Genomic DNA, 23,791 nt, shown 5'->3' with positions numbered 1-23,791 from the left:
GATGAAACAATTAAGCTGTCTATTTATCCTTACCATGTTTTTATTGGGCAACAGCTGGGCTGCTGCGCACAAAAACATCCTACTGTTATTAGGTTCAGCCGATCCTGAGGTACTGGCTCAGCGGGTAGATGTTGCTGCGCAGCTCTACCGTATCCGGCCGATGGATGCTATTGTGGTGTCTGGAGGTTGTGGTGCGCACGGTTCCAAGATTTGTGAAGCTTCGTCCATGGCGCTGCAATTGGTCAGCAAGGGGGTGCCCGCGGCATTGATCTTTAAGGAGGAAAATTCCAAGACGACGGTGCAGAATTATATATTTAGCAGGCGCCTCAAAAATAACGCTGGCGAGCGAATCATACAGCCCGGAGATACAGTATATGTCGTTTCCAACCATTGGCATGCGATTGCTGTCGCTGCCCGCCTGCAAAAATACGATGGGGTGACAGCGAAGTTTTTTATTGAAGGTGCTATACAGCCCAAAAAAGAAGACCGTCTTGATTATGCCGGAATATTTAACGCTTATGATGACAATCACCTTTTTACGTTAAAAGGAACCTGGCTGACACCGGAAGCGGTATGGACAAAAAAAGACAGTACTTGTTATCTCACGCAGGATATCGTCTACACAACGGATGCAGCTAACAGCAGCTATAGCGTTAGTCCTGTGGAAAAGCTGTTTCCTTTTCTTAAAGGCAGTTCAGAGTTTAATCCGCCAGTATATATTGATGAGCCCACCGCATGGTACATTCTCTTTGATGGCTATTGCCGTAAAGTTTCAAAAAAAGACTATAAGGTACTGGATGAACAGCCTATTCAGGAATGGCTGAAGCTGCCAGACACATTGAACTGGAACCAAATCAATACCGGGTATATCCAGGGAAAATCCTTAGTACTGATCGGAAAGGACAAAGTGCTATTGGCGGAGCGAAAAGGAAAGACCTTTCAGTATGTCCGGGAAACCGAGCCGCAACACTATTTTGTCAACTGGCCCTATAGTTGGGGGGCGGGTAATGTCAGTGCGGCAAGATTGCTGCCGGGAGAAAATAAGCTCATCTTTTACCGCAATATGGAGTCCGCCGTATGCACTATTGACCAGAAAACAATTGAAAAAACGGTTCCATTAAAATTAAAGTGGATCGGTGAAATAAAGTAAGAACAGATGAAAAGAAATTTTATATACAGCTTATTGCTGCTTTTTCTTGTTATTTCATGCAAGAAAAATGAGGGCGGAACGCAGCTGCCCTATGATTACAGTATTCCCCAGGAGGAAGACCTGGCGGAGATTATCCATACGGCTGCCTGGAATACAAAAACGGTTGCCGACGGTGTCGTGTGGAAGTATTACCAATTTCCGCGGATATTTGATTCCAAACAATATGTCAATGTATTTGAGATCGATCTGAAGAAAAGCATGCAGCTGGAAATTCCCTATGTTAAGACCGGGTTTCTAAAAACAAGTGCTGCTGCCACGGCTAAGGGCGCTTTGGTGGCATTCAATGGCAGTTACTTTAATACCAGTACAGGCGGATCAACCGTATTTTTCAAATACGATGGCCAGGTGATCAACCAAACTGTGAATGGATTTAATAGCTACCGTGAAAACGGGGCATTTACCTTTACCGGGCAAAGCTATCAGATTGTGCCGAAGCCGGCAGGAGGCTGGGGGACGCTGAGTGCTACCGCTGCACTGGCTGGCGGACCGTTGTTGATGCAGAATGGTCAGGTGCTGGAACAGTTGAATGTAGATTTCAATACCAGCAGACATCCCCGTACAGCAGTAGGGCTTACCAAGGACAATAAGCTGATCGTAGCTGTTATCGATGGCCGTTCCTCGCAATCACAGGGACTGACGATCCCCCAGTTGGGCAAGTTGATGGCCGCCTTGGGCTGTACTTCTGCATTAAACTATGATGGTGGCGGTTCCTCCACAGCCTGGGTGAAGGGCGAAGGTGTGGTCAACTATCCTTCAGATAATGGAAAGTTTGACCATGAAGGTGAACGCGCTGTAGCCACGGTATTTACTGTGAAATAAAAATTCGATACTTTTATAGGTAGACGGCCATCTCATGGATAAGATGAGATGGCCACTATCAAATTATAATGATTTCTATTACTGTTAATTGAAACATCATGAAAAAAAGGACAGTTATCCTATTCTTTCTCGCCCTTGTTTGCGGCTCGGTATCTTCATACGCCCAACAGGTTATTCCGTCTGCCAAATTTGAGCTGCAGGGAAGAGCTTTTGAAAATGCACCAAAATTTCATCGGATAGATACAGCGAAGTACAGCCAACTTCCGGCTGCGGTAAAGAAATTATATACCCATGCTGCAGGAATGTTTATTACGTTTAAGAGCAATACGAGCAAATTATCTTTACGCTGGAAGACGGTTGATGCAGCACTGGGCAATAATTCCACGCCGATTATGTCGCGGGGTTTTGATGTATATGTAAAAGAAGCCAGCGGCTGGCGCTTTGCAGGGGTAGCCCGTCCAGATCTTAACAAGTCGGAAAGTAAGGCTACCCTGGTCGAAGATATGGCTGAAACAGAAAAAGAATTTCTAGTTTATTTTCCGCTCTATAAAGAGCTATTGGATTTTGACCTGATTATTGATGACAAAGCCAGCTTTTTTGGTACCAGACAGTCGTTTGCTAAAAAGGTCGTGGTCTATGGTTCCAGCATTGTCCATGGAGCTTCCGCAAGCCGTCCGGGATTAGCTTATCCAGCGCAATTGGGGCGTCGGCTGAATGCCAACGTGATCAACATGGGCGTGAGCGGCAATGCGCGGATGGAGCCTGCTGTGGCCGATATGCTGAGTGCTATTGACTCCATGGATCTGCTCATTATGGATTGTGTGCCCAATAGTAGCCCTGATGAAGTTCGGGAACGAACGTTTAATTTTGTGGAACGGATCCGTCGATCCCATCCCCAGTTACCCATATTGCTAATCGAGAGCATTACACGTCAGGTCGGCAATTATAATTTAAAGTGGCGCACGCGCTTGAGCGAGCAGAACAGAAATTTTAAATTGGAGTATGAGCGATTGCTGCAGGCAGGGTATAAAAATTTGTATTATATACCCACGGATCATTTGATAGGTGATGATTCCGAAGGAACAGTGGATGGCACGCACCCAACAGATGTCGGATTTGAAAGGATGCTTAAAATAATCGGGCCTAAAGTAGAGGCTATCCTAGAAAAATAGTCCTTAAATGGCATCAGCAAAATGCTCGGAATAGTCTCTTACCAATTGATTGATGGTTATAAGCCCTAAAGTTTTATAAGGTTCAGAAAATTGGTCGAGCTGACTTTTTGTTATTGAAATACCTTCATGCTTTTGAATAACGTCTTTCGCCTCGTCAGAAGAAATCATAGAACTATCCCATTTCTAAAATAGCTATTTGTAGGGGAGATTACAGAAAAAGTTTAGAAAAATTATGTATTTTACATATTATTGCTGTAGTACATGTCGTGTGAATAGTTTTATGATGAGACTAAAATTTCTCCTTACCTTTTTAGGCCTGAGCTTTTTCCTTTTTTCTTGCAAAAACAAGAGCTTAACAAATTCCATTTGGAAAAATTGTGGGGATAATAGTGGTCTACAGGATATCCTTGTGTTTAACGATACACATAATTTCGTCCGGAATGATACCATCTATAGTAGGCCGGTTATTGACTCCGCGATCGCGGTAATTAATCGGATTGAGACCTATTATTGCGAACGAAGATTATATGTAAAAAGGCTTTCTGATCAAAAAATATATAGATTCTGTGAGCAATAATCGACAGTATTACATGTTTTAATAGATTTAATTCAATAATGCCTATCAGCAAAACATCCGGACTAAAGACGATTACTGCAAGCAGATAATAGAGTCAAGCTTAATACTAAAGGTTTGATGGGCGCTTGAAAAGTCATATTTAAATGAAGATCATGGTCTTGTAAATTGCATAAATGTGATATATTACATGAAAGGGATCTAGAAAGTCATGTCGTCAATTAAGCATTTACAACAAAATACTTTTTCAGAAGCACTATCTGCCCTAAGTGATAATAACAGTGTTCAATCATCGACTCTATATTTAGAAGATAAGTACCATATTTCTCATCGATAAAAATTTCCTGTAGCTTTTCTTCTGGTATTTGTTCAACTATTTGAGCAAATTCTATAGCATCTTTCCAAAAATTAGTTAGAAAAACTTCCCATTCATGACTGGAAATTATTGTAGGAAAATCAAAGCTATATTTATCCTTTATGGTCAGCGTTCCCGCTCTAAAAGCATCTTTAACTCCTTTTATGTAGTAATGAATGTGTTGTGCGATGATGGCAATTGAATTTAGATTGCCAAATTGTTTCGTCGCCAATTTCCAGTCAAGTCCTTCCAGTTGATCCTTATAATTAGTGTTTGCAATAAAAGTTCCATCCAAAATTACTTCTTTGAATCTCCTTGCCAATTCATGCCTAAGTTCCATTCTTTAAGTTTATTTGTACTATAAAGTTACATAATTTATCAATTTCAAAAATGTTGAATGATCTAGAAATTATCTCATTCACCGATAGCTCAAAATCAATTGGTTTAATCCTTTATCTCATATATGTTTCGTTATCCAATAAATACATGTATCGTAGCCGTTTCGAGGAATGTAGCTTTTATATTATAACTGATAAAATATACAATAAATCATACTCAGATTAAAAGCTGCATGACCTATTATAGCGCCCCAAATAGCTCCTGATTTCACCTTGAATAAGTAAAATAATCTGCTTAAAAAATACATTGACAAGCACCAGATAAGTGTTGGTATGAAAAGAAAATGCCAACCGTCGAGCCAGTATACTACTCCAAAGTGAGCTGTGTGGGTCAAGGCAAACGCCGAGCTATCTAGCATTGATGCACCACGATTGCCAAATCTCGAAACAAAGGTTTCATGAATTATTCCTCTAAAATATAGTTCTTCACCAAATGGGCTAAATAACATCCCCGTGCCAGCCATGATGAGGAACATTTGCCTTTTTGCCTCTATCGTTATATCTGCGGGAATTTTATAAGAATTGGCGATATACACATACCAGTTTTGATAACTATCTTGATAAAGGAATGTGCCCAAAAGGAATAACAGGTAAGCATATAAGCAACCGCTAATAAAAGCTATGGATAACCACTTATAACTTTTAGGTCTGTTCCAGCCAATGGCCCTCATACCTTTTTTATTTAAGAATATGAAAGGAACAATAAATGATAACAGCATGATTAAACCAATAAATTGATAATTGGCATATTGGTTAGCATGGAGTACCATAATAAATCTTGGTACACAAATTATGATGATTAGAAATAAACCAAACTTCCAGTTGAAATTGATAATACTATTCCAAGAGCTTCTTAAATAAGATTGCATAAAAGATATCTTTTTAATCGGTTGTTTTAAGATAGCAAAAAATCTTTCTCTTTTACCTCCTCATTTCCGCCATTGGCTGAGTTTTCCTGTTTATTAGTCTGAAGGCGATAGCATGTCCAGCGTTGCGAGTGAATTAAAATACTTTAATGAGCTGACGATTTTAGCGATGGCAGAAATGCAGAATCCGAGTGATGATTTCGTTCGTTTTTTTGCAAAGCAAGCCTATTCAAGTGTTGTTACAGCAAAGGTTTTGGAGCAGTTTACACCCTTGGTCAAACGCGTTTTTGCACAGATTGTCAATGATCAGATTGCTGAGCGACTTAAAAGTGCGCTCAAAAAAGAAACTGAAGCCGAAGAAAAGAACTTTCGACGATTGCACCTATCGCGAAAAGCAATACGATGCCTGCCTATGATGGAAAAGGTGTAACCTGGTAATTGATCAGTTTAAATTTTTACTGCCGATTATCAAGCAGAATCATACAGCTCGGGATTTATCATAAGTTTTAGGCATTGAAGGACAGCTAATCATAAAATACCTTCAGCTGCTCCAGTCTCTTTTTTACCAGCTTACTCTTCATCGGTTCAAAACTCATGATTTCTTTGCTGTTCTGTTTTACGGACACCCGAAACGGCTGATTTAGCTTTGCTGTTAAGTGATAGATAGTCACCAGCTCTGCGAGGTCCTCAAACCATGCGGCTGTACTGTAAAGCGAAACAAAAGGCGTTTTTTGAAGGTCTTTGTAAATTTTTGGCGCATCAGAAGCCGGCACCTGCTTTCCGCTCCGGAAGCGTGTGGTCTCCAGCAAAGGGCTGATGAATGCTTTCTCGGGTACATTTGCTATGTGCCAGATGCCCCGGGTAAATGCTGTAGGAACCGCCACAGTATCTCCCTCGCCGGAGTGAGGTGTAAGGGCCAGTACCGCATCCACCACATGCGTTGCCTCATGAAGCAATACGTACACCATAGCATCCAGCTCGCCGGCATCAATAGTTATCTCCATCCCGCTGCCTTCGGGAAAGGTATAGTATGTATTCTCCTTCCATGTGGCCCATTGGGAAACAGTTTCGTTAATGATTTCCGCACGAAAAGTGATGTTGAATTTTTGGCTTGAATCGGTTGTTTCAACCGGGGATGTAAGTGCGGTGTTAGGCATATTATCCATGAAACTGATACTGTGCAAATGTTGCTTCAGAATTTTACTATGCAGCGGCGACAGCATAGTAAAAGCCTTCGCGACCTTGTCTTTTTCTTTGGCTGTCAGTATATGATCCACAGGCTGCATTCCTGCTTCGCGAAATTTGTTGAAAACTTCGTCTGGTGCCGATTTAATTCGTTCTGCCAATGCTGCCGAGGACCGGCTTTCCGGAATTTGGGCGTGAAGAGCCATCGGGATAAAAAGAGAAAAAAATAAGTAAGTAAAGAATCTGCGCATCATTTTGAATTTGGTATTGGAATAACAACGACTGAATTTAATTTATGGCAAGAAATTTTGCCCTGAACGCTGACGGCGTTTCACCTGATTTCTGCACAAACAGCCTGCTGAAGTATGCCGGATCTTCATATCCCAGTTCATAGCCAACCTCTTTTGCCGTCAGATTGGTATGTACCAGCAGCCGTTTTGCTTCTAACAGAATCCTGTTTTTAATCACATCATTAGGCTGAGGCAGATTAAGCCTTTTAAATTTATGGCTAATCGTTTTTGGAGCCATAAACAGCAGTTCGGCATAGTCGGCAACATGGTGCTTTTCCTTATAATGTTCGTCAACCAACAAGGTAAACTTCCTGAAAAACTCCAGGTCGCTGTTCTGTTCGATAAGTTCCTTATCAAGATTTTGCTTTTTCCATAACCGTGCGGATTTGATGAACAATTGTTTGAGATAGGTACGAAGCATCTCTTCCAGCGAGGTATCGTTTAACCCGAACTCATCCGTCATCTGTCCGAAAATATAGCTAAAGAAAGGAATTTCACCATTGTCCAATTCTACCATCGGCATATTGTAGATGTTACTGAACAGTAGTCCGTTACAGGCTACTTCCTCATCATGGATCTGGATACAATAAAAGTCGCGGTTGTAAAATACGAAGTGTCCCTCTTCTTTTCCGAGTTTCTTTATATGCAGATGCTGACTGGGGCTTACAAAGAACAGGGATGGCTGTTTTACCGAATATTCAGCGAGGTCAACCTGTACTTTAGCTCCCTTTGAAAGAAGCAGTACTTTTATGTATTGCTTATAATTCGCGCTATTAATGGAATCAACATTTTCTTCATGCAACGATATAAGTCCTATCGTTTTTAGGTTGCTTCGAAATACATTTTCACTTGCCATATCGGTAAACTAATGGGGTTAAAAATACAAATCTCTGTTTAAATAGAAACAGGAGAACACAATAATCTTGCTCTCCTGTTTTGCGATTCATCATGATTTTGCAAATTTCTCCAGCTCGGAATTGAATTTTTCCATTTCTTCTACAAACAAGGCATGGCCGCTGTTTTCAAACCGGATAAGCGTTGCATTTTTTATGCTTTTCTGTAATTGTTCGGCCCAAATAAGCGGACAGTTTTTATCATATACTCCCTGAAATATGGTCACAGGAATATTGATTTTTGAAAGCTGGGGGCGTAGGTCCAACCCGCTGAGTGCGGTGATTGATTCTGTCATGGCATAAGGAGAGGCCTGCAAGTTGATATTCTCCAGCCATTTTTCTACGTTTTTAGAGATATTGCCTTCTTTCGCCGGGAAGCCTGCACCGAAACTTGCGATCAGATCCTGTCTTTGTGTTTTGGTCGCGTTTATCAATCCTTCAACAACCGCATCGGGCAATCCGTCAGGAAAACCTTCACGCTGTTTCCAGGATGGTGCGGCTGCTCCAAACAGAGCCAGCTTGCTCACATGGGCGGAGTTATATTTTGTTACATAATGCAGCACCACCGCACCGCCGAGCGAAAATCCTCCAAGCGTAGCATTTTGTATGTCCAACTTTTCCAGAACCACTTTTATATCATCGGAAAAAACATCAAAGTCATACTTTCCGTAAGGTTTATCTGATTTTCCAAAACCACGGAGTGTAATTCCAATTACTCGGAAGCCTCTGCGGGATAAATATTGGTATTGGTATTCGTACATTTCATCGCTCAATGGCCATCCGTGAATCAATACGATAGGTTTGCCTTCGCCAAGGTCGGTTACGTGAAGTTTTACTCCCTTTTCTACTTCGATGTATTCTGCTCTTCCGGCGGAAGCTGGTATTCTTTTCCCTTGGGCAAAAAGAGAAGTGCTCAATAAAGTCATCACTAAGCTGATTGTTGCAATAATTGTTTTCATTTTTTTTATGTTTAAATTGTTTTAAAGTGATGATACAAAGATATAATCAGCTTGATTGGAAAGGAATGGATAATGGTGGATATGTATTGTACTTTTTTCCCTAGTTAGGGATTGAAGGGTAATAGCCGGAAATCCAAAGTAACGTTTAAATTTGAAAACTTCACAAAGACTGATCTGGTTACTTTAGAGGGCGAAGGCAATGAATGGAAAGTTTCGAAATCAATCAGTTCATATAAGTAGTATCCAATAATCATCCCTCTTTGAAATTGAAAAATTAGAGAAAGAATTAGAAGTTTTCATGCTCCGGGGCGTCCAATTTATTACATCATTTTCTATAAATTTCCACTCTTCACATTCGAAGCCGATGGCTTTTCTTCCCCATCAATCAATATGATGTTTTTAAATTTATCTAAGTTTAGTTCCTTTAGGATCTTTACAGCACGATCACGCTCTGCTTTATTGAAGTGCAAAATTGCAATTACAGATTGATCGCTATGCTTAGCTTGTTTATAGATGTCAACTTGGTATTGGAGATTCTGTTTAAGCTTCGAGCTTTTGGCGAGCTTAAGTTCAATTACAGTTTTGTCCATTGCGCCTCTCGAAACGGTAAAATCCACAGGGCCTCTACCATTGTCGATTTCTGAATTTATATCCCAGATTGAATCTGAACAAATTGATTTGAAAACCAGCTGAAACACAGATTCATTTTGATTTTCAACACCTCTGAAGGCTCTATTGCCATTGTTGTTTTCGATGAACCTCTTCAATAATTTTATACGGTAGACTGCTTCTTCTAAAGAGCTGTTTGTTTTCTTAACCGGGTGTGTAAGCATGTCATAACGATCGATCTCTATTATTTGCCCACCATTCTCAGTAGCAGCATCTAGAGAAGGAATCGAAAATCTTTTATTTTGTGATGGATTTTCTTGGTGTAACCTTACCGCTTCTTCTAAAGAGTTGCATTGAATTACTTCAGCCATCAAAGTGTCAAATTCACCTTCATCCGAATCTTTGAAATAATCAAACAATTCCTTTAGATCCCTATCTAACAGTGAGAACACTAATTCAAGTGTAAGGAAATTTGAATTTGTTTCTTTTCTGAAATTGAGATACTTATTCTCGTATGCGATTACTAACGGAACATCATCAGACTCAAAGGTAGATTTAAAATTCGTTGCTGCGGATGAAATATTATTACTAATACTGGATTTTGCTTGATCCCCTGACCATATTTTTAGTTCGGACAATTTGTCCATCACAGGATGATATATATTTGAAAGAAGAATATCGAATTTAGGGCTTATTTCCTTTTGAAAGACATCATATTTCTGTTTATCACGGTAATTTTCGTGAGGCTTTAATTGATTTCTTTGTCCTATCAACTTTTCAAGTTCTTCACAAATCGGTAAATACTTTTGTATATAATCCTTTTTGTTAGAGTCTAGAAAACTAATGAATTCGAAGATATTCTGTATTTCTTTGGTAATCATTTTAAGCGGTTATAACTGTGGCATTTTTTAGAGTTAGCACATTCTAATATACATAATTCAATAAAAATTAATACTAACTATGCCTTAAAGTTATTCAACATTTGTCAATTTCCTTTGCATCAGCAACCACTCATAAATCCAGGGCTCAGTTTCATAAAGATATTGGATACCATGACCTTCACCTTTAAGCCGGTGGAAGGTGATATTCCCATTGCACTCCTTTAGAAATTTGGCTATCCGTTCAGTTTCTTGTATGGAGATTTCTTCATCCGCAGTTCCGTGATAGGTCAGGATGGGCATGTCTTTGAGTCTGCAAATTCGAGTGGTGTCACTATCATTTACACCTCCGCATAAGGGAACAATAGCAGCAATTTTTTCGGTGTGATCTAAGGCTGCGATATACGTTCCGTAACCTCCCATACTTATTCCGGTCACATAAACACGGCTTTTATCGACGCGGTATTTTGCAGTTACTTCGTTATACAGCGAATCAAACCAATTTTCCGTAGACCAATATCTGCCTTCCGGACATTGCGGAGCGACCATAATAAAATCAAATTCCTTTCCTTGATCCACCAGATAGGGAAGACCATAGACCTTTAGTTTTTCTAAATCATTTCCTTTTTGTGATCCACCGTGAAGATAGATGACCAGAGGGTATTTGGACGAGTCATTATTATAGTTTTTAGGTAGGTAGGTGAAGTGTTTGTAATTGACTTTTAGCTTTTCTTGCGCAAAGGATTGCGAGACAAAAAAGCTAAAAAAGATAATTAAAAGAATGCTGACAAGTAGATAGTTCCTTGAACAGAAAATTTTGATAGATAATTGGATAGTCATTGTAATTAGATGTGAATTTTATTTGAATACAGGTCTTTTGCACGAGCAAAGGGAATTATTTGCTAAATTCATACAGGTAACACACGGATTATTTTAATACCAGCGTCTGGTAGAAACTATAGTAGGAGTATTTTTGCTGCTCATTGTAAATATGTCCAAGATCAGTTTAATACTTGTGTTTCCATTCTCGTCAGCCTATCTTTTAGTAATGCCCCTGGCTTGTGGGATGATAATATACATAAACTATTTCGATTGCTTATTGTGGATCATTGTAGCTTTAAATTATCATCAATTTGTTTAATTAACAATTCTCTATCCATTGGATAGCCAGCTTTAGATAGCTCAAATGTTCCATCTTTACGAATAATGATATAGGATGGAAAGCCCCTTGCCCCAGTTTTCTTTAAGATATCCTCTGTGAGTTCTTGAGATGCGAGGATATGTGTCCCTTCCATTTCGTAGTAGGCGATTAACTGTTTCCATCGTTGTATATTTTTTTTATCGTAGTTCGATATGTAAATAAATTCTAAACTACTGTTTTGGAAATATTTTTTTAGCTCCGCACCATTTTTTTCAATTTCTTCGTGACAAGGGCCGCACCAAGTTCCCCACATATCTAATAAAATATTCTTACCTGCATATAAATGGAGCAAATGTTCAAATGTCTTAATGCTATCTGTATTGTCGATCAAGGTCATTTTTTTAGATATCTTATTTGAATTCCTTAATCGGGCATCGTTCGCCATGGTAGTAAAAAGCGGTAAGAATTTGCTATTGGGATAGTTGCTATGAAATCTTTCAAAAATAGGTGTTAAGTTTGTTTTCATTCCTGTTCTCATATTGGTCAATAAATTAGCATACAGGTACTCATTTACATTCCCTGTAAATTGCTTATTTATGAGCTTTTCTAAGAGTAAATTCTCCATATCTGATTCATAGACAACTTTACGCGTTTCCTTCGGAAACTCTGAATATAATACATTAAGGACGTCTTCTTTATCCTCAAGTTCCCAAATTCTATTCTTTTCAATGTTTATATATCTAGTAATGAATTGTACATAATGATAGCTATTAAGCGCTTTTTCGTTGTTAAGCTTCACAGATTCTACAAGACTGTCTTTTTTTGCTTCCCATTTTGATATAAGCGTTTCATGGTTTGGAAGTTTCTTTAATTTGAATTTATGGTTGTTATAAAATGTTAAGAACCAATCTACTTTTGCATAACTCAGATTATTTTTTCCTAGACTCACGAAATCATCTGTAGGACTATGTTTTTGGATATATGCTTTTAAATTAGCTTCCTCCTTTTTGTGTAATTCATCTAAATATTTCAGAAGTCGTAATGGAACTGTGTCGTTGTCGAAACTTTTTGTGTCGGGAGAATGTGAGAAGGTAAACCCTTTATTATTTGATATATCTTTTCCGGATACATTAAATATTGGTGTATCATGGCAAGTGTCAATATTTACCACTATACTATCGTTTTTTGATATAAAAACACTTTGGTAGAAGAAAGAATTCTTATATGGCACAATTAAAATAAACTCAGTTATCTCTTTTTCATCAAAACGTAGTTTAAGTTCAGAAGCGCCCAAACTCAGTTTGAATGGTGCGTTTCCATCCAACTCGGGTTCGATTTTCGTCGGGGCTAAGTAAATGATATTGGCATTATCGAAATTTTTCTGAATTTTTAAAACAGATGATTGTCCTTTTAGGAACGTGAAAAATACTATGGTAAATAACGTTAGATAAATCTGCTTCATGCTGTACTCTAATGAATTGCTGGTTAAAATAGTAAATAAAATTACAACTGAGAAGAATAGTTTATTTTTTATTTTACAATAAAAAATAAAACAATTGCGTCCAAAAAGTTTTAGAAAATCATATAAAAAAAGTGGCGGATTGAGCTTGCAGTTGACAGCCCAAACTATGAAATGAGCTCAATTGATATCTCTGTAGGTTGCCATGTAAAGTGCCATTTCAATAGTGTATTGGTTATCCTCAAGGATTGTCAACTTATAATGGCTATAGGCAATTTCAATCATTTTGAATAGTAAAAGTCTTTTCACCTCCCCATTTCCGCCATTCACCGAGTTTTCCTGATCGTTGATCTAAAGCCCATAGGCTAGGGGCCTATTGTGTTGTAGTTTTGAGTCAACAAATAAGAACTAAAAACTAACACAATAAAATAAAGACATTATGAACCATCATGAGTGTATTCAAAAGGCACTCATGATAGCTTTATCATCAAATAAAAAACAAATAATTTCGATAAAAAACGCTAGTAAAATCATTCGCAGCAGCAGCCTTAATCGCCGTATCCAAATTCGCTATGGCAGCTGAAGCACCAGGTTCAAAATCAGCAAAAGCAAACGTTAATCTTTCTACAGCAGACTTGGCACTTGATCACTATGTTGCGGTAACTACCGAAGGCGAATCAGCAGGAGTAGTGCAGTTATTCGCCAAAGATTTTAATCAAAAGATCCAAGCTTCCAATGCGCAGTCTAACAGCCGTAATGAAGTGGTTAAATCCTTGAAAAAACAAAAAGGCGAAAAGCTCAACTGTACAGTCAGCACTGATATCATCGAGGAATCGTCAGACTATATGGTCGCTAAAGTGACTTTGAAATTTGAGGATTTCACCAAAACAGATTTAGTTACCTTGGAGCGTGTGGGCAATGACTGGAAAGTAACCAGTTCAGTCAACTCCTATAAATAGTATCCATCCCTTACAAATATATAAGTTGTGAAGCCATATCTCCGGATGTGGCTTTTTCTGTTTTAGCTCCTTCCATTCTTTTAATTTTTTTTGCAGCAAATGGGATTCAAAGAGAGATCAAATTCGTCATTTGAACAGAGTTTATTCAGTGATCGTTCAGTGCTTGCTCAGTGATTACTCAATGTATACTGAATTACAAGTGATTAATCACTGTCTAAAAATTGATTGAAAATTGTGTTTAGGGATAAGTTGGTATCTGCATTTATCGGTTTTAATGCAGATCTAAATTAGCGACTTCTAAAATCTGGAATATGCTATAGTCCTTCGGGCATCAGTAGCGATGTCATTTAGATTCAGTGTTTTGATCCAGTACCTGTACATTTTAACGTCAAAAGGGCCTGATTCTCATCAGACCCTTTCTCTTAGCGTTTTCTTGTACAGTAATTTTTATGTTTCCTATCGTTTCCTCTTTTTTGTTTCGTCATCCAATGTTTTTAAAGACTATTGGATTTTCACTGTACGACGCCAATTTTTATGTCGGTCTTTTCTTTCGAAAGGAAGCTAGTAGCCGTTTTGTATAGTAAGAACAATAGTCGATTTGAAATAGTTTTATTGGAGTAAATATTCGTCAGCAACAGCCCTAACCGCAGTATCCACATTCGCTACGGCAGCCTATGGGACCAGGTTCAAAATCAGCAAAAGCAAACGTTAGCATTTCTACAACAGACTTTGCTTTAGCGCACTATGTTGCCTTAATGGCTAAGAGAGAGTCAGCAGACTTAGACCAATTGCTATATCTCAATGGATATCTGTAGTTGTGGTGTTGAAAATAGTGTAATGCAAAATTAATTAGATGGTTTGTCTTTATCTTTTCAGTAAATTTAAATTAATTCGTTATATTGTTTGATAGTTATAGCCCTTGACGGATGAGGCATCCGTTGAATTTGAAAAGTTTTGATGTAAAAATAAACCAAATTTAAATTATGGAAAGGAAAAATCTGTTAAAATTACTGATGATACTTGTGGTTGTGATATGCTGTATCTGTATATTATTAAATAGCGCCGATTTTGTTCAAGGAATTAAAGATGGTTTTCATGGTGCAGCAAGATAAAACCGTATAACAATAATTAACATTAATCTATATAAATGAAAAAGCAGCTGATCCTACAATTGTTATTTTTTTTCGTTGTTTCTAGCGGAGTTGCCCAGGAAAACTCCATGTTGTGGAAAATTACCGGAAATGGCCTCAAGCAAGAATCTTACCTGTTCGGTACCGTACATATGCTGTGCCCGGATGATTTTGAGATCAAGCAAAAATGCCTTGATGCCCTGGACAAAAGCCAAGAAGTCGTTTTTGAGGTGGACCTTTCCAATCCGGACAATGCCCAGAAACTACGAGCCTACAGTGCACCGGATACTGCATTTATAAAGACATTCTCTGACCGTGAAGTTCAAAAAATGGATAGTGTATTAACTGCAGAAGATCTTTCCATTAAGCTTTTGGATTATGTGTCTCCCGTTGCGGTGGTCTCTTTATTTACGATGAAAGGGTTCAATTGTACTGATCCAACAAAGATGAAGTCCTATGAAATGGAACTGTCGGCCATCGCAACTGCCAAAGGGAAGGTTATCGGGGAGCTCGAAACGATCGATATGCAGTTTGCATTGCTGAAAGATATCATTACCCCCAAGCTGTTCATGGAATCGGTCTATCAACTGAATAAATATCCAGCGTTGACCGCAAAAATGGTGGCAGCCTATAAAACAGAAAATCTGGGTGCGTTGACCGCCCTGATTCAGGATCCTACCTGGATGACTGACGAACAAAAAGAAAAACTGCTGAATGAGCGGAACGAGAACTGGACGGCTATCATACCCAAGATGATCAAAGATCAATCCTGTTTTATCGCTGTTGGTGCAGGGCACCTTGCTGGGGATAAAGGGCTGATTACTCTGCTTCGTAAAATTGGCTATACCGTTACTGCCGTTGAGTGATCATGAACCCAGGCCGGCCGTTAAACTCAGAATTAATACCTTGAAACCATCAAAATAAGTAATATATACTGGGGAGCCACACCGTAAGGTGTGGCTATTTTATGTAAAAAGAACCCGATACTGATGAAGTTTGATTGGGGAGGTTTGGCTGGAAATAAAATTTGTATTATTTTTAGGAGGCATCATTTTATATTATAAACCATTTATTATAAACACTATATGGATATAGCATCAATTCCGGGCTACCGCAAAGAAGAGCGGTTTATTGATCTGTATAAAGCCAATGTCTTTGCACTGTTTCTATTTATTCCGGTTATTCTCCTATATACTTTACCGTTTTACCTGATTTGGGGCCGGGAGGATGGGCCATTTGTTTTTATGATCGATATGCTAGAAATTACCTCCATCACTTCGGTCCTGATAGGTATACTGGTGGTGATCCTTGGTATCATTGCGCATGAACTGATCCATGGGATCACCTGGGCCTGTTACACCAAGAAGGGGTTTAAATCAATCAAGTTTGGTGTCTTGATGAAAATGCTGACACCCTATTGCCACTGTAAGGAGCCACTTCTTGTCCGTCAATATATTGTCGGCGCATTGATGCCCTTCATTATATTAGGGATTATCCCTGCCATTTATGCTTGGTACAGCGGAAATGTGAATATCCTGCTGTTTGCCATTTTTTTTACCGTTTCCGCAGCCGGAGATTTTATGATCGTGCAGCTCATATGGCGTGAAGACATGCGGAATTTGGTTCTCGACCACCCCTCCGAAGCAGGATGTTTTATCTATAAAAAAGATGAATAAGCCTGGTTTGCTGTTGGTTCAAAATCCATGACCTGATGGTTTTGGGACTTTCACTATAGAAGCCATGTCGGAAGATATGACTTCTTTTGTGTTTAGGAGAATAATTAGTAGTAAGCCTGGTAATAAGAAGTGATCATTAATTCGATTAGAAGTTAAGTTCTCAAACCTGCTTTATTCAAGAATATTGTTTCTAAACTTTGGAATGAGTAGGAGCATAATTAAATACTATTTTTCATCAAAGGGGCAAAAGACTCGGATTTGGTTCTTCTGAGTCTGATTGCTGATAGAAAAATACTTACTATCTTTATATTCTTTTGTTGAAGAGACCTTTATTGGGATGATCTTTAACGACGACGAATTTTGGGAGTTAAGTTAGGAAGAACGTTTTTTTAAAGAATTGGCATTGATGGAGGATTTGGCTTCATAAAAAAATGGCACAAGGACAAGAAAAATTAGGATTAGCAGTATATGAGTAAGCATATTCAAAAACGTGATATGAGCGGCGGTGTTAAAATAAGCGATTTAGACTATAACGAAATATTGCAACAAGCTGTCGCAGAAATCCGTAGCAACCGAACATTAATTGCAAAGCAGATCAACAGCGCAGCGAATTCCATGTATTGGAATTTAGGAAGACTGCTTTCAGAGAAAAAACTGGAGGAAGGATACGGTAGTGGTGTAGTCAACAATTGTCTGTTGACCTGAAAAGTGAGTTTCCTGATATGGGACTGTCGCCGCGCAACTTATGGAATATGAAGCGTTTTTATGAACGTTATTATCGGCAAAATACAAAACTGCTACAGAGCGTAGCAGTTTTGCCCTGGGGACATAATCTACTATTATTAGATAAAATAAAAACTATAGAGGAGGTTATGTTTTACGCCAATGAAGCGGTAGTAAAAGGCTGGTCTCGGGATTTATTGCTCAATGCGATTAAGATGGACAGCTATAGTCGAGTCGCGAATCAACTGAAAACACATAATTTCGATAGCACTCTGCCTGAGATAAGTGCCGAATATGCAAATGAAGTATTCAAAAGTTCCTACAATTTAGGTTTTTTGGGAATTACTGAACCAGTAAAAGAGCTGGAATTAGAAAAGCGCTTGATCGCTAAGATCAGGGCTTTTGTATTAGAGCTGGGCAAAGGGTTTTCTTTTATCGGCAATCAATATCGCTTGGAATATAACAACAAAGAGTACTTTGTAGATATGCTTTTCTTTCACAGAGGTCTACGTTCTTTGGTTGCTATTGAATTGAAGGTTGGTAGCTTCAAAGCTGAGTATGTCGGCAAGATGAATTTGTACCTATCTTTACTCGATAAATTAGAAAAAGGTGAAAGTGAAAATCAGTCTATCGGCATTATTCTTTGTGCAGACAAAGACCACTTGGATGTAGAAATAGCATTGCAGGATATTAATAAACCTATTGGTGTTGCAGAATATCAATTGTTATTGCCAAAAGAAGAACTACAGACCTTAGTATTGATCGAAATAAACGCCACAGAAAAGGAAGAGAAGTCTGAATAAACGCTTACAAATAGGTACCTAATGACGAGTGGCCAGCTGAGATATTCCTAATGGGCTTATCCCTAGTGAATCATATGTTTATTTAAGGCCACGTCGTGAGATGCGGCTTTTGTTGTGAAGCATTGTTTTAACGTCAAAAGGGCCTGATTCTCATCAGACCCTTTCTCTTAGCGTTTTTTTTGTACAGTAATTTTTATGTTTCCTATCGTTTCCTCTTTTTTGTTTCGTCATCCAATGTTTTTAAAGACTATTGGATTTTCACTGTACGACGCCAATTTTTATGATGAACCTTTCTTTTGAAAGGAGCTTGTTGCCGTTTTGTATTGTAAGAACAATAGCAGATCTAAAATAGTTTTAAAAATAAATATTTCGATGCTTTAAATTGACATGTTTGAAATAAGCTTTTACTTGTTAGACATTATTATCGAATTTCTAATCCAAATATCTCCTCGCTATTTTTTCTATCAGCAATTTGATATCATCATAGCGGGCGAGGCTCAAAAGCCAATCTTCAGGTATACTTTCCAGCCCATAGTACAAACCTGCTAATCCCCCAGCAATCGCAGCCCCGGTATCTGTATCTTCACCAAGGTTTACAATTGATAATACCGTATCCTTATAGTTATCTTTCTCCATAAAAAGCCATAGGCTTGATTCTAGACTATCGATCACATAACCGCTGGACCTTAATTCATTATGTGTCTTAGATCGGATGTCATGCAAGATGGTGCTATTAAAATGAATTATTTCTGACTCGGGAAAATTGATGTCCGCCCAGAACTTTGAAATTTGATTCCGCATTTCAGCATAAGCCTGCTCTTTGGCCAAACCTAACAAAATGAGTTCGGCTAATTTAAGATAGATAAAACATGCCATTGCAGCGCGCACGTGCTTATGTGTTAATGCTGAAATTTCCCAAATTTTCTCGAATTGTTCCGACGGGCTAAGTCCTTTGATTTCAAATAAAAGTGGTAATATTCTCATTAACGAACCATTGCCGTTGTCTTGTTCTCTTGCCCGATATTTTAGCAAATGTAGCTCTCCGACTTGCCCGGATTCGATAATACCTTTAAGCTGACCGATCGATTTAGCCGTCGTGATACCAATATCAAAGACTTCTCCTCTTGCTGTCCACAGCTTACCTTCCTGCCAGGCTATAAATTTTTTGGAGATATCTACCAAATCATATCCACCTAACAGCGAGTCGGCAAGACACAACGTTAAAGATGTATCATCCGACCAGGTACCCATAGGTTGATTATGGCTGCCAAATCCGATCATTTCAGTAGCTGGATTTTTTAGCATTTCTTCTTTCGACCTGAATTCAAATGGTACACCAAATGCATCACCAACCGCAATGCCAAACAATGCTCCATACATTTTATTTTTCGCTTGACTAGCAGATGTATTAGACTGTATGTTCATAAATAATTTGATCGTTGATTCATATCAATATAATAAAAAATATTCACCTCCTCATTTCCGCCATTCACCGAGTTTTCCCGATCGTTGGTCTAAAGCCCATAGGCCAGGGGAGTATTGTGTTGTAGTTTTGAGTCAACAAATAAGAACAGATAAAAAACTAACACAATAAAAAAAGACATTATGAAAGCATTAGTAAAAAAATTCGCAGCAGCAGCTTTAATCGCAGTATCTACATTTACTATGGCCGCTGAAGGACCTGGAGCAAAAACAACAAAAGCAAACCTTAACCTTTCAACTGCAGACTTCGCTTTGGAGCACTACGTTGCGGTAACTACCGAAGGCGAATCAGCAGGAGTAGAGCAATTATTTGCCGGGGACTTCAGCCAAAAAATTCAATCAACAAATGCACAGTCACACAGCCGTGAAGCAGTGGTCAAATCTTTGAAAAAACAAAAAGGTGAGAAATTGAACTGTACAGTAACTACAAACATTATCGAAGAGTCTGCCGATTATATGGTGGCTAAAGTGACCTTGAAATTTGAAAACTTTACCAAGATTGATCTTGTCACTTTGGAGCGTTTGGGCAATGATTGGAAAGTATCCAAATCGATCAATTCATATAAATAGAAGTCATTATAATTAAATATATAGGTTGTTTAGCCGCGTCGGGAGATGCGGCTTTTTTTTTGAGGTCAAAAGCCTAATTTGACGAATTTACCCCTTAAAATAAGAAGATTTTACCCCCCTTCCCGCGTAACGTTTTTGATAATATTGCAAGTGTCAATACGACATTTTATTGTGTTAATGATGTTAAATGACCAAGAGTGTTTGCCTGATTAGCTAAATGCCCCGTCCAAATCGCACAAAAAGCGGGTGAAGGGAAAGTAAGCTAGCTAAAACTCAAAAACAGCTAAATAACCAAGTTTAATTATGATGAATTTACCAATCAAAAGTGGATTATTTGATCCTTGAATTCCTAATGGAACGCAATATGGCGACTCATATTGCCATGCTACTCTTCATCAAAATATTATTTAATCACTAAACAGTTTTACTTATGAAATGGAAAATAGTATTCACACAGTGCTGGCTTAGTTGTATCTGCTTTTTACTTTTAAGCTTACAGCAGACTTATGCGCAGTCAATAACTGTACGGGGCCAGGTTACCCAAAATAACAGGCCACTGGCCGGAGTGACCGTCAAAAATATCGGTTCCACAGTGCAGGCGCAAACAGATACACAGGGAAAATATACGCTCAGTGCTGCCACAGTCACGGCATTAGAATTTACCTTTCTAGGTTATGCGAAACAGCGCTTTGAATTCAGTCAGCTCAAACAGATCAGCCAAGGGAACTACGAGCTTAATGTGCAACTTGATGCTTCCGAAGGAGATGTTTTGGATGAAGTGGTGGTTGTTGGTTTCGGTTCGCAGAAAAAAACAAACCTGACTGGTTCGGTTGCGGTTGTGGATGCCAAGCAGCTGGAAAATAGGCCTGTAAGAAATGCTATCCAGGCACTGCAAGGACTGGCACCAGGCCTAAATATTTCCCAAAACTCGGGAACGATGGAAACCAATCCATCCATTAATATCCGGGGGACGGGCACAATCGGAACCTCTTCTTCGGCACCATTGGTCCTAATTGACGGTTCTGAAGGTTCTTTGGCGGCATTAAATCCACAAGATATCGAAAGTGTGTCTGTATTGAAAGATGCCGGTGCTGCTTCAATCTATGGTTCTAGAGCCGCTTTTGGGGTTATTTTGGTCACCACAAAATCTGGAAAGGCCGGACGTACTTCGGTAAATTATAATAATAGCTTCCGTATGAATGCCCCAACATTGATGCCGAAGATGATGGACTCTTACACTTTTGCTCAATATTTCAATCAGGCCGAAGTCAACGCGGGTGGTTCACCACATTTCTCCGTGGAGCATCTGCAGCGCATCTTGGATTATCAAAACGGAAGCCTGAAAAATTCGACTATAGTCGATCCCAACAATAAATTGTACTGGGCTGAAGGATATGCCTATGGTAACGACAATAACGATTGGTTCGATGTCATGTATCGGGATCAGGCTTTTGCCCAGGAGCACAACCTAAGTCTCAATGGTGGAACCGAAAAAACAACTTATTACCTTTCCGGCAATTTCATGAAACAACAAGGGTTGATGGCCTTCAATACGGATCATTACGACCGTTACTCTGTTGCGGCTAAAATCAATTCTAAAGTATCTGACATCTTTCAGGTAAATTACAATGCGCGATTGGTGCGTGAAGACTACGACCGTCCTGCAGCATTGACCAATAGTTTTTATGATGATTTAGGCAGACAGGGCTGGCCAACGCTGCCATTGTATGATCCGAATGGATACCTATTCAGTTCTCCCTCACCTGCACTTGCCATGAAAGAGGGCGGACAGGATAAATCAAGTAAGGATTACATTTACCAACAGTTACAACTGATCCTCGAACCTATTAAAGGATGGCGTACAACCGGTAATTTTAACTATAGGACCACAACTCAATTTCGTCATTGGGATTCGCAGCGTCTTTACAACCATGACGTGAATGGTGATCCGTATCTGTATAAAAACTCATCCAATGTCTACGAATTTGGTTTAAAGGAAAACTATTATAACATCAACATCTTTTCTGATTACGATAAAAGCTGGGGCGACCATCATTTTAAAGTTATGGTCGGTGGGCAGATTGAACACACGGCCTATCGCAATCTCGGTGTGCAACGCGACGGAATCATTATCCCGGATCAACCGGTATTGAATCTGACTTCCGGCACAGACATCAATGGAAAAGCAGTAGTGCCTTCTGTATCTGGTGAATATCAAAAATGGGCAACAGCGGGTTTCTTCGGCCGATTGAATTACAACTATGCTGAAAAATATCTATTGGAAGCTAATTTGCGTTATGATGGTTCATCACGTTTCCGCAGCGATAGCCGCTGGGGCTGGTTTCCTTCAGTTTCTGCAGGATGGAACATCGCCAAAGAAAACTTCCTTAAAGATTCGGCACCATTTATTAATATGCTGAAATTAAGAGCTTCCTACGGAGAGCTAGGTAATCAGAATACCGATGTCTGGTATCCGACTTATGTCACGCAACCAACGGGTACAGCCAATGGGGCTTGGCTGATCAATAATGCACGACCAAATTCTGCATCGGCTCCAGGCCTCGTAAGTGCTTTATTGACCTGGGAATCTATCAATACGAAGAACATAGGTGTCGATTTCGCCTTTTTAAATAGCCGTCTTTCTGGATCTTTTGAGGTCTTCGAACGGAAAACATTTAATATGGTCGGCCCAGCTCCGCAGTTGCCTAATACATTAGGAACCCAAGTTCCTCAAACAAATAATACCGATTTAAAAACAAGAGGATTTGAAGCTACCCTGGGCTGGAATGACCGTACTGCCAGTGGTTTTGCATATGGAGCAAAGTTCCTCTTGTCTGATTATACCACAACAGTAACACGCTATCCTAACGCAATAGGGGCATTATCAACCTATCGTGAAGGTCAAAAGCTGGATGAAATATGGGGGTATCAAACCCTTGGTATTGCCAAAACAGAAGAACAGATGAGCCAGCATCTGGCGAGCTTGCCCAATGGTGGACAAAATGCATTAGGAACACAATGGGGGGCAGGAGATATCATGTATGCTGATCTTAATGGAGACGGAAAAATAGATGGTGGAAGTAATACAGAGGCCGATCCAGGTGATCGTCGTGTGATTGGAAACAGCACACCGCGTTACTCCTTTGGATTGAATCTGAATGCGGACTACAAAAATTTTGACTTTAGTATTTTCATGCAAGGTGTCATGAAACGCGACTATTGGCAAGGTGGCTACTATTTTTGGGGAGCAACTTCAAAATGGTGGTCAACTGGCTTGGTCGATCATCTTGATTATTTCCGTACTGCAGATAATCCCCTGGGTGAAAATCTTGATGCATATTACGCACGTCCTGTTTTTGGTACCTCCAAAAACCAACAGACGCAGACGCGCTTTTTGCAGAATGCAGCCTATATCCGCATAAAAAATATTCAGCTGGGTTATACCTTACCGAAAGAAACAACCAAACGTTTTGGTGTGGAGCGTTTACGCGTATACGTTTCCGGAGAAAATATCTGGACCGGCTCAAGTGTAGCGGGAATGTTTGATCCCGAAACTATTGATGGCGGAAGCAACGGAACCGTTTACCCATTGACAAAAGTATGGTCTGCAGGTTTAAGTGTTACATTTTAAGTCGATTCA

The 23,791-nt window shown here is 39.3% G+C and carries 21 protein-coding genes; 11 read left to right on the top strand and 10 right to left on the bottom strand.

The window, feature by feature from the left end:
* The first annotated feature begins 1 nt into the window (after position 1).
* The 3 genes from ABTV71_RS22150 (at position 2) to ABTV71_RS22140 (ending at position 3,201) form a co-directional block, all read left to right on the top strand.
* Entirely contained in the window at positions 2–1,150 is a 1,149-nt protein-coding gene (locus ABTV71_RS22150) for a YdcF family protein (RefSeq protein ID WP_433901112.1), read from the top strand.
* Positions 1,151–1,156: 6 nt separating this feature from the next.
* Complete coding sequence (locus tag ABTV71_RS22145; protein ID WP_433901111.1) at positions 1,157–2,029, top strand: phosphodiester glycosidase family protein; 873 nt, start codon at positions 1,157–1,159, stop codon at positions 2,027–2,029.
* Positions 2,030–2,127: 98 nt separating this feature from the next.
* Positions 2,128–3,201 (top strand): SGNH/GDSL hydrolase family protein, encoded by a 1,074-nt coding sequence (locus ABTV71_RS22140; RefSeq protein WP_433901110.1) that lies wholly within the window; start codon positions 2,128–2,130, stop codon positions 3,199–3,201.
* A 3-nt stretch (positions 3,202–3,204) separates the two neighbouring features.
* On the opposite strand, the gene ABTV71_RS22135 is transcribed toward ABTV71_RS22140, so the two are convergent.
* The 3 genes from ABTV71_RS22135 to ABTV71_RS22125 all read right to left on the bottom strand — a co-directional run bounded on the left by ABTV71_RS22135 (position 3,205) and on the right by ABTV71_RS22125 (position 5,397).
* Positions 3,205–3,369: a hypothetical protein gene (locus ABTV71_RS22135; protein WP_433901109.1), complete on the bottom strand. Its 165-nt coding sequence runs from the start codon at positions 3,367–3,369 to the stop codon at positions 3,205–3,207.
* Between the two features lie 627 nt (positions 3,370–3,996).
* Positions 3,997–4,470 carry a DUF1572 family protein gene (locus ABTV71_RS22130; protein WP_433901108.1) on the bottom strand — a complete coding sequence of 158 codons (474 nt, stop codon included), beginning with the start codon at positions 4,468–4,470 and terminating at the stop codon, positions 3,997–3,999.
* A gap of 183 nt (positions 4,471–4,653) precedes the next feature.
* Entirely contained in the window at positions 4,654–5,397 is a 744-nt protein-coding gene (locus ABTV71_RS22125) for a lysostaphin resistance A-like protein (RefSeq protein WP_433901107.1), read from the bottom strand.
* Positions 5,398–5,509: 112 nt separating this feature from the next.
* Between ABTV71_RS22125 and ABTV71_RS22120 the strand changes: the two genes are divergently transcribed.
* Positions 5,510–5,824 (top strand): hypothetical protein, encoded by a 315-nt coding sequence (locus tag ABTV71_RS22120; RefSeq protein ID WP_433901106.1) that lies wholly within the window; start codon positions 5,510–5,512, stop codon positions 5,822–5,824.
* A 94-nt stretch (positions 5,825–5,918) separates the two neighbouring features.
* On the opposite strand, the gene ABTV71_RS22115 is transcribed toward ABTV71_RS22120, so the two are convergent.
* The 6 genes from ABTV71_RS22115 to ABTV71_RS22090 all read right to left on the bottom strand — a co-directional run bounded on the left by ABTV71_RS22115 (position 5,919) and on the right by ABTV71_RS22090 (position 12,811).
* Complete coding sequence (locus tag ABTV71_RS22115; RefSeq protein ID WP_433901105.1) at positions 5,919–6,833, bottom strand: hypothetical protein; 915 nt, start codon at positions 6,831–6,833, stop codon at positions 5,919–5,921.
* Between the two features lie 34 nt (positions 6,834–6,867).
* A complete protein-coding gene (locus tag ABTV71_RS22110; protein ID WP_121127248.1) occupies positions 6,868–7,725 on the bottom strand; it encodes a helix-turn-helix domain-containing protein in 858 nt (285 codons plus the stop codon).
* 90 nt (positions 7,726–7,815) lie between these two features.
* The gene (locus tag ABTV71_RS22105) at positions 7,816–8,721 is read right to left on the bottom strand and encodes an alpha/beta fold hydrolase (RefSeq protein ID WP_433901104.1); all 906 of its coding nucleotides are present in this window, start codon (positions 8,719–8,721) and stop codon (positions 7,816–7,818) included.
* Between the two features lie 332 nt (positions 8,722–9,053).
* A complete protein-coding gene (locus ABTV71_RS22100; RefSeq protein WP_433901103.1) occupies positions 9,054–10,211 on the bottom strand; it encodes a hypothetical protein in 1,158 nt (385 codons plus the stop codon).
* Positions 10,212–10,301: 90 nt separating this feature from the next.
* Positions 10,302–11,048 (bottom strand): dienelactone hydrolase family protein, encoded by a 747-nt coding sequence (locus tag ABTV71_RS22095; protein ID WP_433901102.1) that lies wholly within the window; start codon positions 11,046–11,048, stop codon positions 10,302–10,304.
* A gap of 266 nt (positions 11,049–11,314) precedes the next feature.
* Positions 11,315–12,811 carry a TlpA family protein disulfide reductase gene (locus ABTV71_RS22090; RefSeq protein ID WP_433901101.1) on the bottom strand — a complete coding sequence of 499 codons (1,497 nt, stop codon included), beginning with the start codon at positions 12,809–12,811 and terminating at the stop codon, positions 11,315–11,317.
* A gap of 569 nt (positions 12,812–13,380) precedes the next feature.
* Here ABTV71_RS22090 and ABTV71_RS22085 point away from each other — a divergent pair.
* The 5 genes from ABTV71_RS22085 to ABTV71_RS22065 all read left to right on the top strand — a co-directional run bounded on the left by ABTV71_RS22085 (position 13,381) and on the right by ABTV71_RS22065 (position 18,099).
* Positions 13,381–13,767 carry a nuclear transport factor 2 family protein gene (locus ABTV71_RS22085; RefSeq protein ID WP_433901100.1) on the top strand — a complete coding sequence of 129 codons (387 nt, stop codon included), beginning with the start codon at positions 13,381–13,383 and terminating at the stop codon, positions 13,765–13,767.
* A gap of 1,147 nt (positions 13,768–14,914) precedes the next feature.
* The gene (locus ABTV71_RS22080) at positions 14,915–15,763 is read left to right on the top strand and encodes a TraB/GumN family protein (protein ID WP_433901099.1); all 849 of its coding nucleotides are present in this window, start codon (positions 14,915–14,917) and stop codon (positions 15,761–15,763) included.
* A 219-nt stretch (positions 15,764–15,982) separates the two neighbouring features.
* Complete coding sequence (locus ABTV71_RS22075) at positions 15,983–16,573, top strand: DUF3267 domain-containing protein (protein ID WP_121127241.1); 591 nt, start codon at positions 15,983–15,985, stop codon at positions 16,571–16,573.
* 468 nt (positions 16,574–17,041) lie between these two features.
* Positions 17,042–17,278, top strand: a complete 237-nt coding sequence (locus tag ABTV71_RS22070; RefSeq protein WP_433901098.1) for a hypothetical protein — start codon at positions 17,042–17,044, stop codon at positions 17,276–17,278.
* Between the two features lie 17 nt (positions 17,279–17,295).
* Positions 17,296–18,099: a PDDEXK nuclease domain-containing protein gene (locus ABTV71_RS22065; RefSeq protein WP_433903725.1), complete on the top strand. Its 804-nt coding sequence runs from the start codon at positions 17,296–17,298 to the stop codon at positions 18,097–18,099.
* Between the two features lie 432 nt (positions 18,100–18,531).
* On the opposite strand, the gene ABTV71_RS22060 is transcribed toward ABTV71_RS22065, so the two are convergent.
* Positions 18,532–19,524, bottom strand: coding sequence for an ADP-ribosylglycohydrolase family protein (locus ABTV71_RS22060; protein ID WP_433901097.1), 993 nt, complete (start codon positions 19,522–19,524; stop codon positions 18,532–18,534).
* 180 nt (positions 19,525–19,704) lie between these two features.
* Between ABTV71_RS22060 and ABTV71_RS22055 the strand changes: the two genes are divergently transcribed.
* Positions 19,705–20,151, top strand: a complete 447-nt coding sequence (locus ABTV71_RS22055; protein WP_433901096.1) for a nuclear transport factor 2 family protein — start codon at positions 19,705–19,707, stop codon at positions 20,149–20,151.
* 430 nt (positions 20,152–20,581) lie between these two features.
* Positions 20,582–23,782 carry a SusC/RagA family TonB-linked outer membrane protein gene (locus tag ABTV71_RS22050; RefSeq protein ID WP_433901095.1) on the top strand — a complete coding sequence of 1,067 codons (3,201 nt, stop codon included), beginning with the start codon at positions 20,582–20,584 and terminating at the stop codon, positions 23,780–23,782.
* The last annotated feature ends 9 nt before the right edge of the window (positions 23,783–23,791 follow it).

It is taken from the genome of Sphingobacterium puteale (genome assembly GCF_050986225.1).
In the GTDB taxonomy this organism is placed as follows: domain Bacteria; phylum Bacteroidota; class Bacteroidia; order Sphingobacteriales; family Sphingobacteriaceae; genus Sphingobacterium; species Sphingobacterium puteale.
The sequence above is the reverse complement of the archived record's forward strand: the minus strand, read 5'-3'. Positions and strand labels throughout refer to the sequence as shown.

Excerpts from the sequence above, each read along its gene's own strand:
- ABTV71_RS22050 (WP_433901095.1), top strand. The coding sequence starts at position 20,582 with ATGAAATGGAAAATAGTATTCACACAGTGCTGGCTTAGTTGTATCTGC.
- ABTV71_RS22080 (WP_433901099.1), top strand. The coding sequence starts at position 14,915 with ATGAAAAAGCAGCTGATCCTACAATTGTTATTTTTTTTCGTTGTTTCT.
- ABTV71_RS22085 (WP_433901100.1), top strand. The coding sequence starts at position 13,381 with ATGGCAGCTGAAGCACCAGGTTCAAAATCAGCAAAAGCAAACGTTAAT.
- ABTV71_RS22135 (WP_433901109.1), bottom strand. The coding sequence starts at position 3,369 with ATGATTTCTTCTGACGAGGCGAAAGACGTTATTCAAAAGCATGAAGGT.
- ABTV71_RS22070 (WP_433901098.1), top strand. The coding sequence starts at position 17,042 with ATGAGTAAGCATATTCAAAAACGTGATATGAGCGGCGGTGTTAAAATA.
- ABTV71_RS22140 (WP_433901110.1), top strand. The coding sequence starts at position 2,128 with ATGAAAAAAAGGACAGTTATCCTATTCTTTCTCGCCCTTGTTTGCGGC.
- ABTV71_RS22060 (WP_433901097.1), bottom strand. The coding sequence starts at position 19,524 with ATGAACATACAGTCTAATACATCTGCTAGTCAAGCGAAAAATAAAATG.
- ABTV71_RS22130 (WP_433901108.1), bottom strand. The coding sequence starts at position 4,470 with ATGGAACTTAGGCATGAATTGGCAAGGAGATTCAAAGAAGTAATTTTG.
- ABTV71_RS22105 (WP_433901104.1), bottom strand. The coding sequence starts at position 8,721 with ATGAAAACAATTATTGCAACAATCAGCTTAGTGATGACTTTATTGAGC.
- ABTV71_RS22100 (WP_433901103.1), bottom strand. The coding sequence starts at position 10,211 with ATGATTACCAAAGAAATACAGAATATCTTCGAATTCATTAGTTTTCTA.
- ABTV71_RS22090 (WP_433901101.1), bottom strand. The coding sequence starts at position 12,811 with ATGAAGCAGATTTATCTAACGTTATTTACCATAGTATTTTTCACGTTC.
- ABTV71_RS22055 (WP_433901096.1), top strand. The coding sequence starts at position 19,705 with ATGAAAGCATTAGTAAAAAAATTCGCAGCAGCAGCTTTAATCGCAGTA.
- ABTV71_RS22110 (WP_121127248.1), bottom strand. The coding sequence starts at position 7,725 with ATGGCAAGTGAAAATGTATTTCGAAGCAACCTAAAAACGATAGGACTT.
- ABTV71_RS22095 (WP_433901102.1), bottom strand. The coding sequence starts at position 11,048 with ATGACTATCCAATTATCTATCAAAATTTTCTGTTCAAGGAACTATCTA.
- ABTV71_RS22125 (WP_433901107.1), bottom strand. The coding sequence starts at position 5,397 with ATGCAATCTTATTTAAGAAGCTCTTGGAATAGTATTATCAATTTCAAC.
- ABTV71_RS22120 (WP_433901106.1), top strand. The coding sequence starts at position 5,510 with ATGTCCAGCGTTGCGAGTGAATTAAAATACTTTAATGAGCTGACGATT.
- ABTV71_RS22115 (WP_433901105.1), bottom strand. The coding sequence starts at position 6,833 with ATGATGCGCAGATTCTTTACTTACTTATTTTTTTCTCTTTTTATCCCG.
- ABTV71_RS22145 (WP_433901111.1), top strand. The coding sequence starts at position 1,157 with ATGAAAAGAAATTTTATATACAGCTTATTGCTGCTTTTTCTTGTTATT.
- ABTV71_RS22150 (WP_433901112.1), top strand. The coding sequence starts at position 2 with ATGAAACAATTAAGCTGTCTATTTATCCTTACCATGTTTTTATTGGGC.
- ABTV71_RS22065 (WP_433903725.1), top strand. The coding sequence starts at position 17,296 with ATGGGACTGTCGCCGCGCAACTTATGGAATATGAAGCGTTTTTATGAA.
- ABTV71_RS22075 (WP_121127241.1), top strand. The coding sequence starts at position 15,983 with ATGGATATAGCATCAATTCCGGGCTACCGCAAAGAAGAGCGGTTTATT.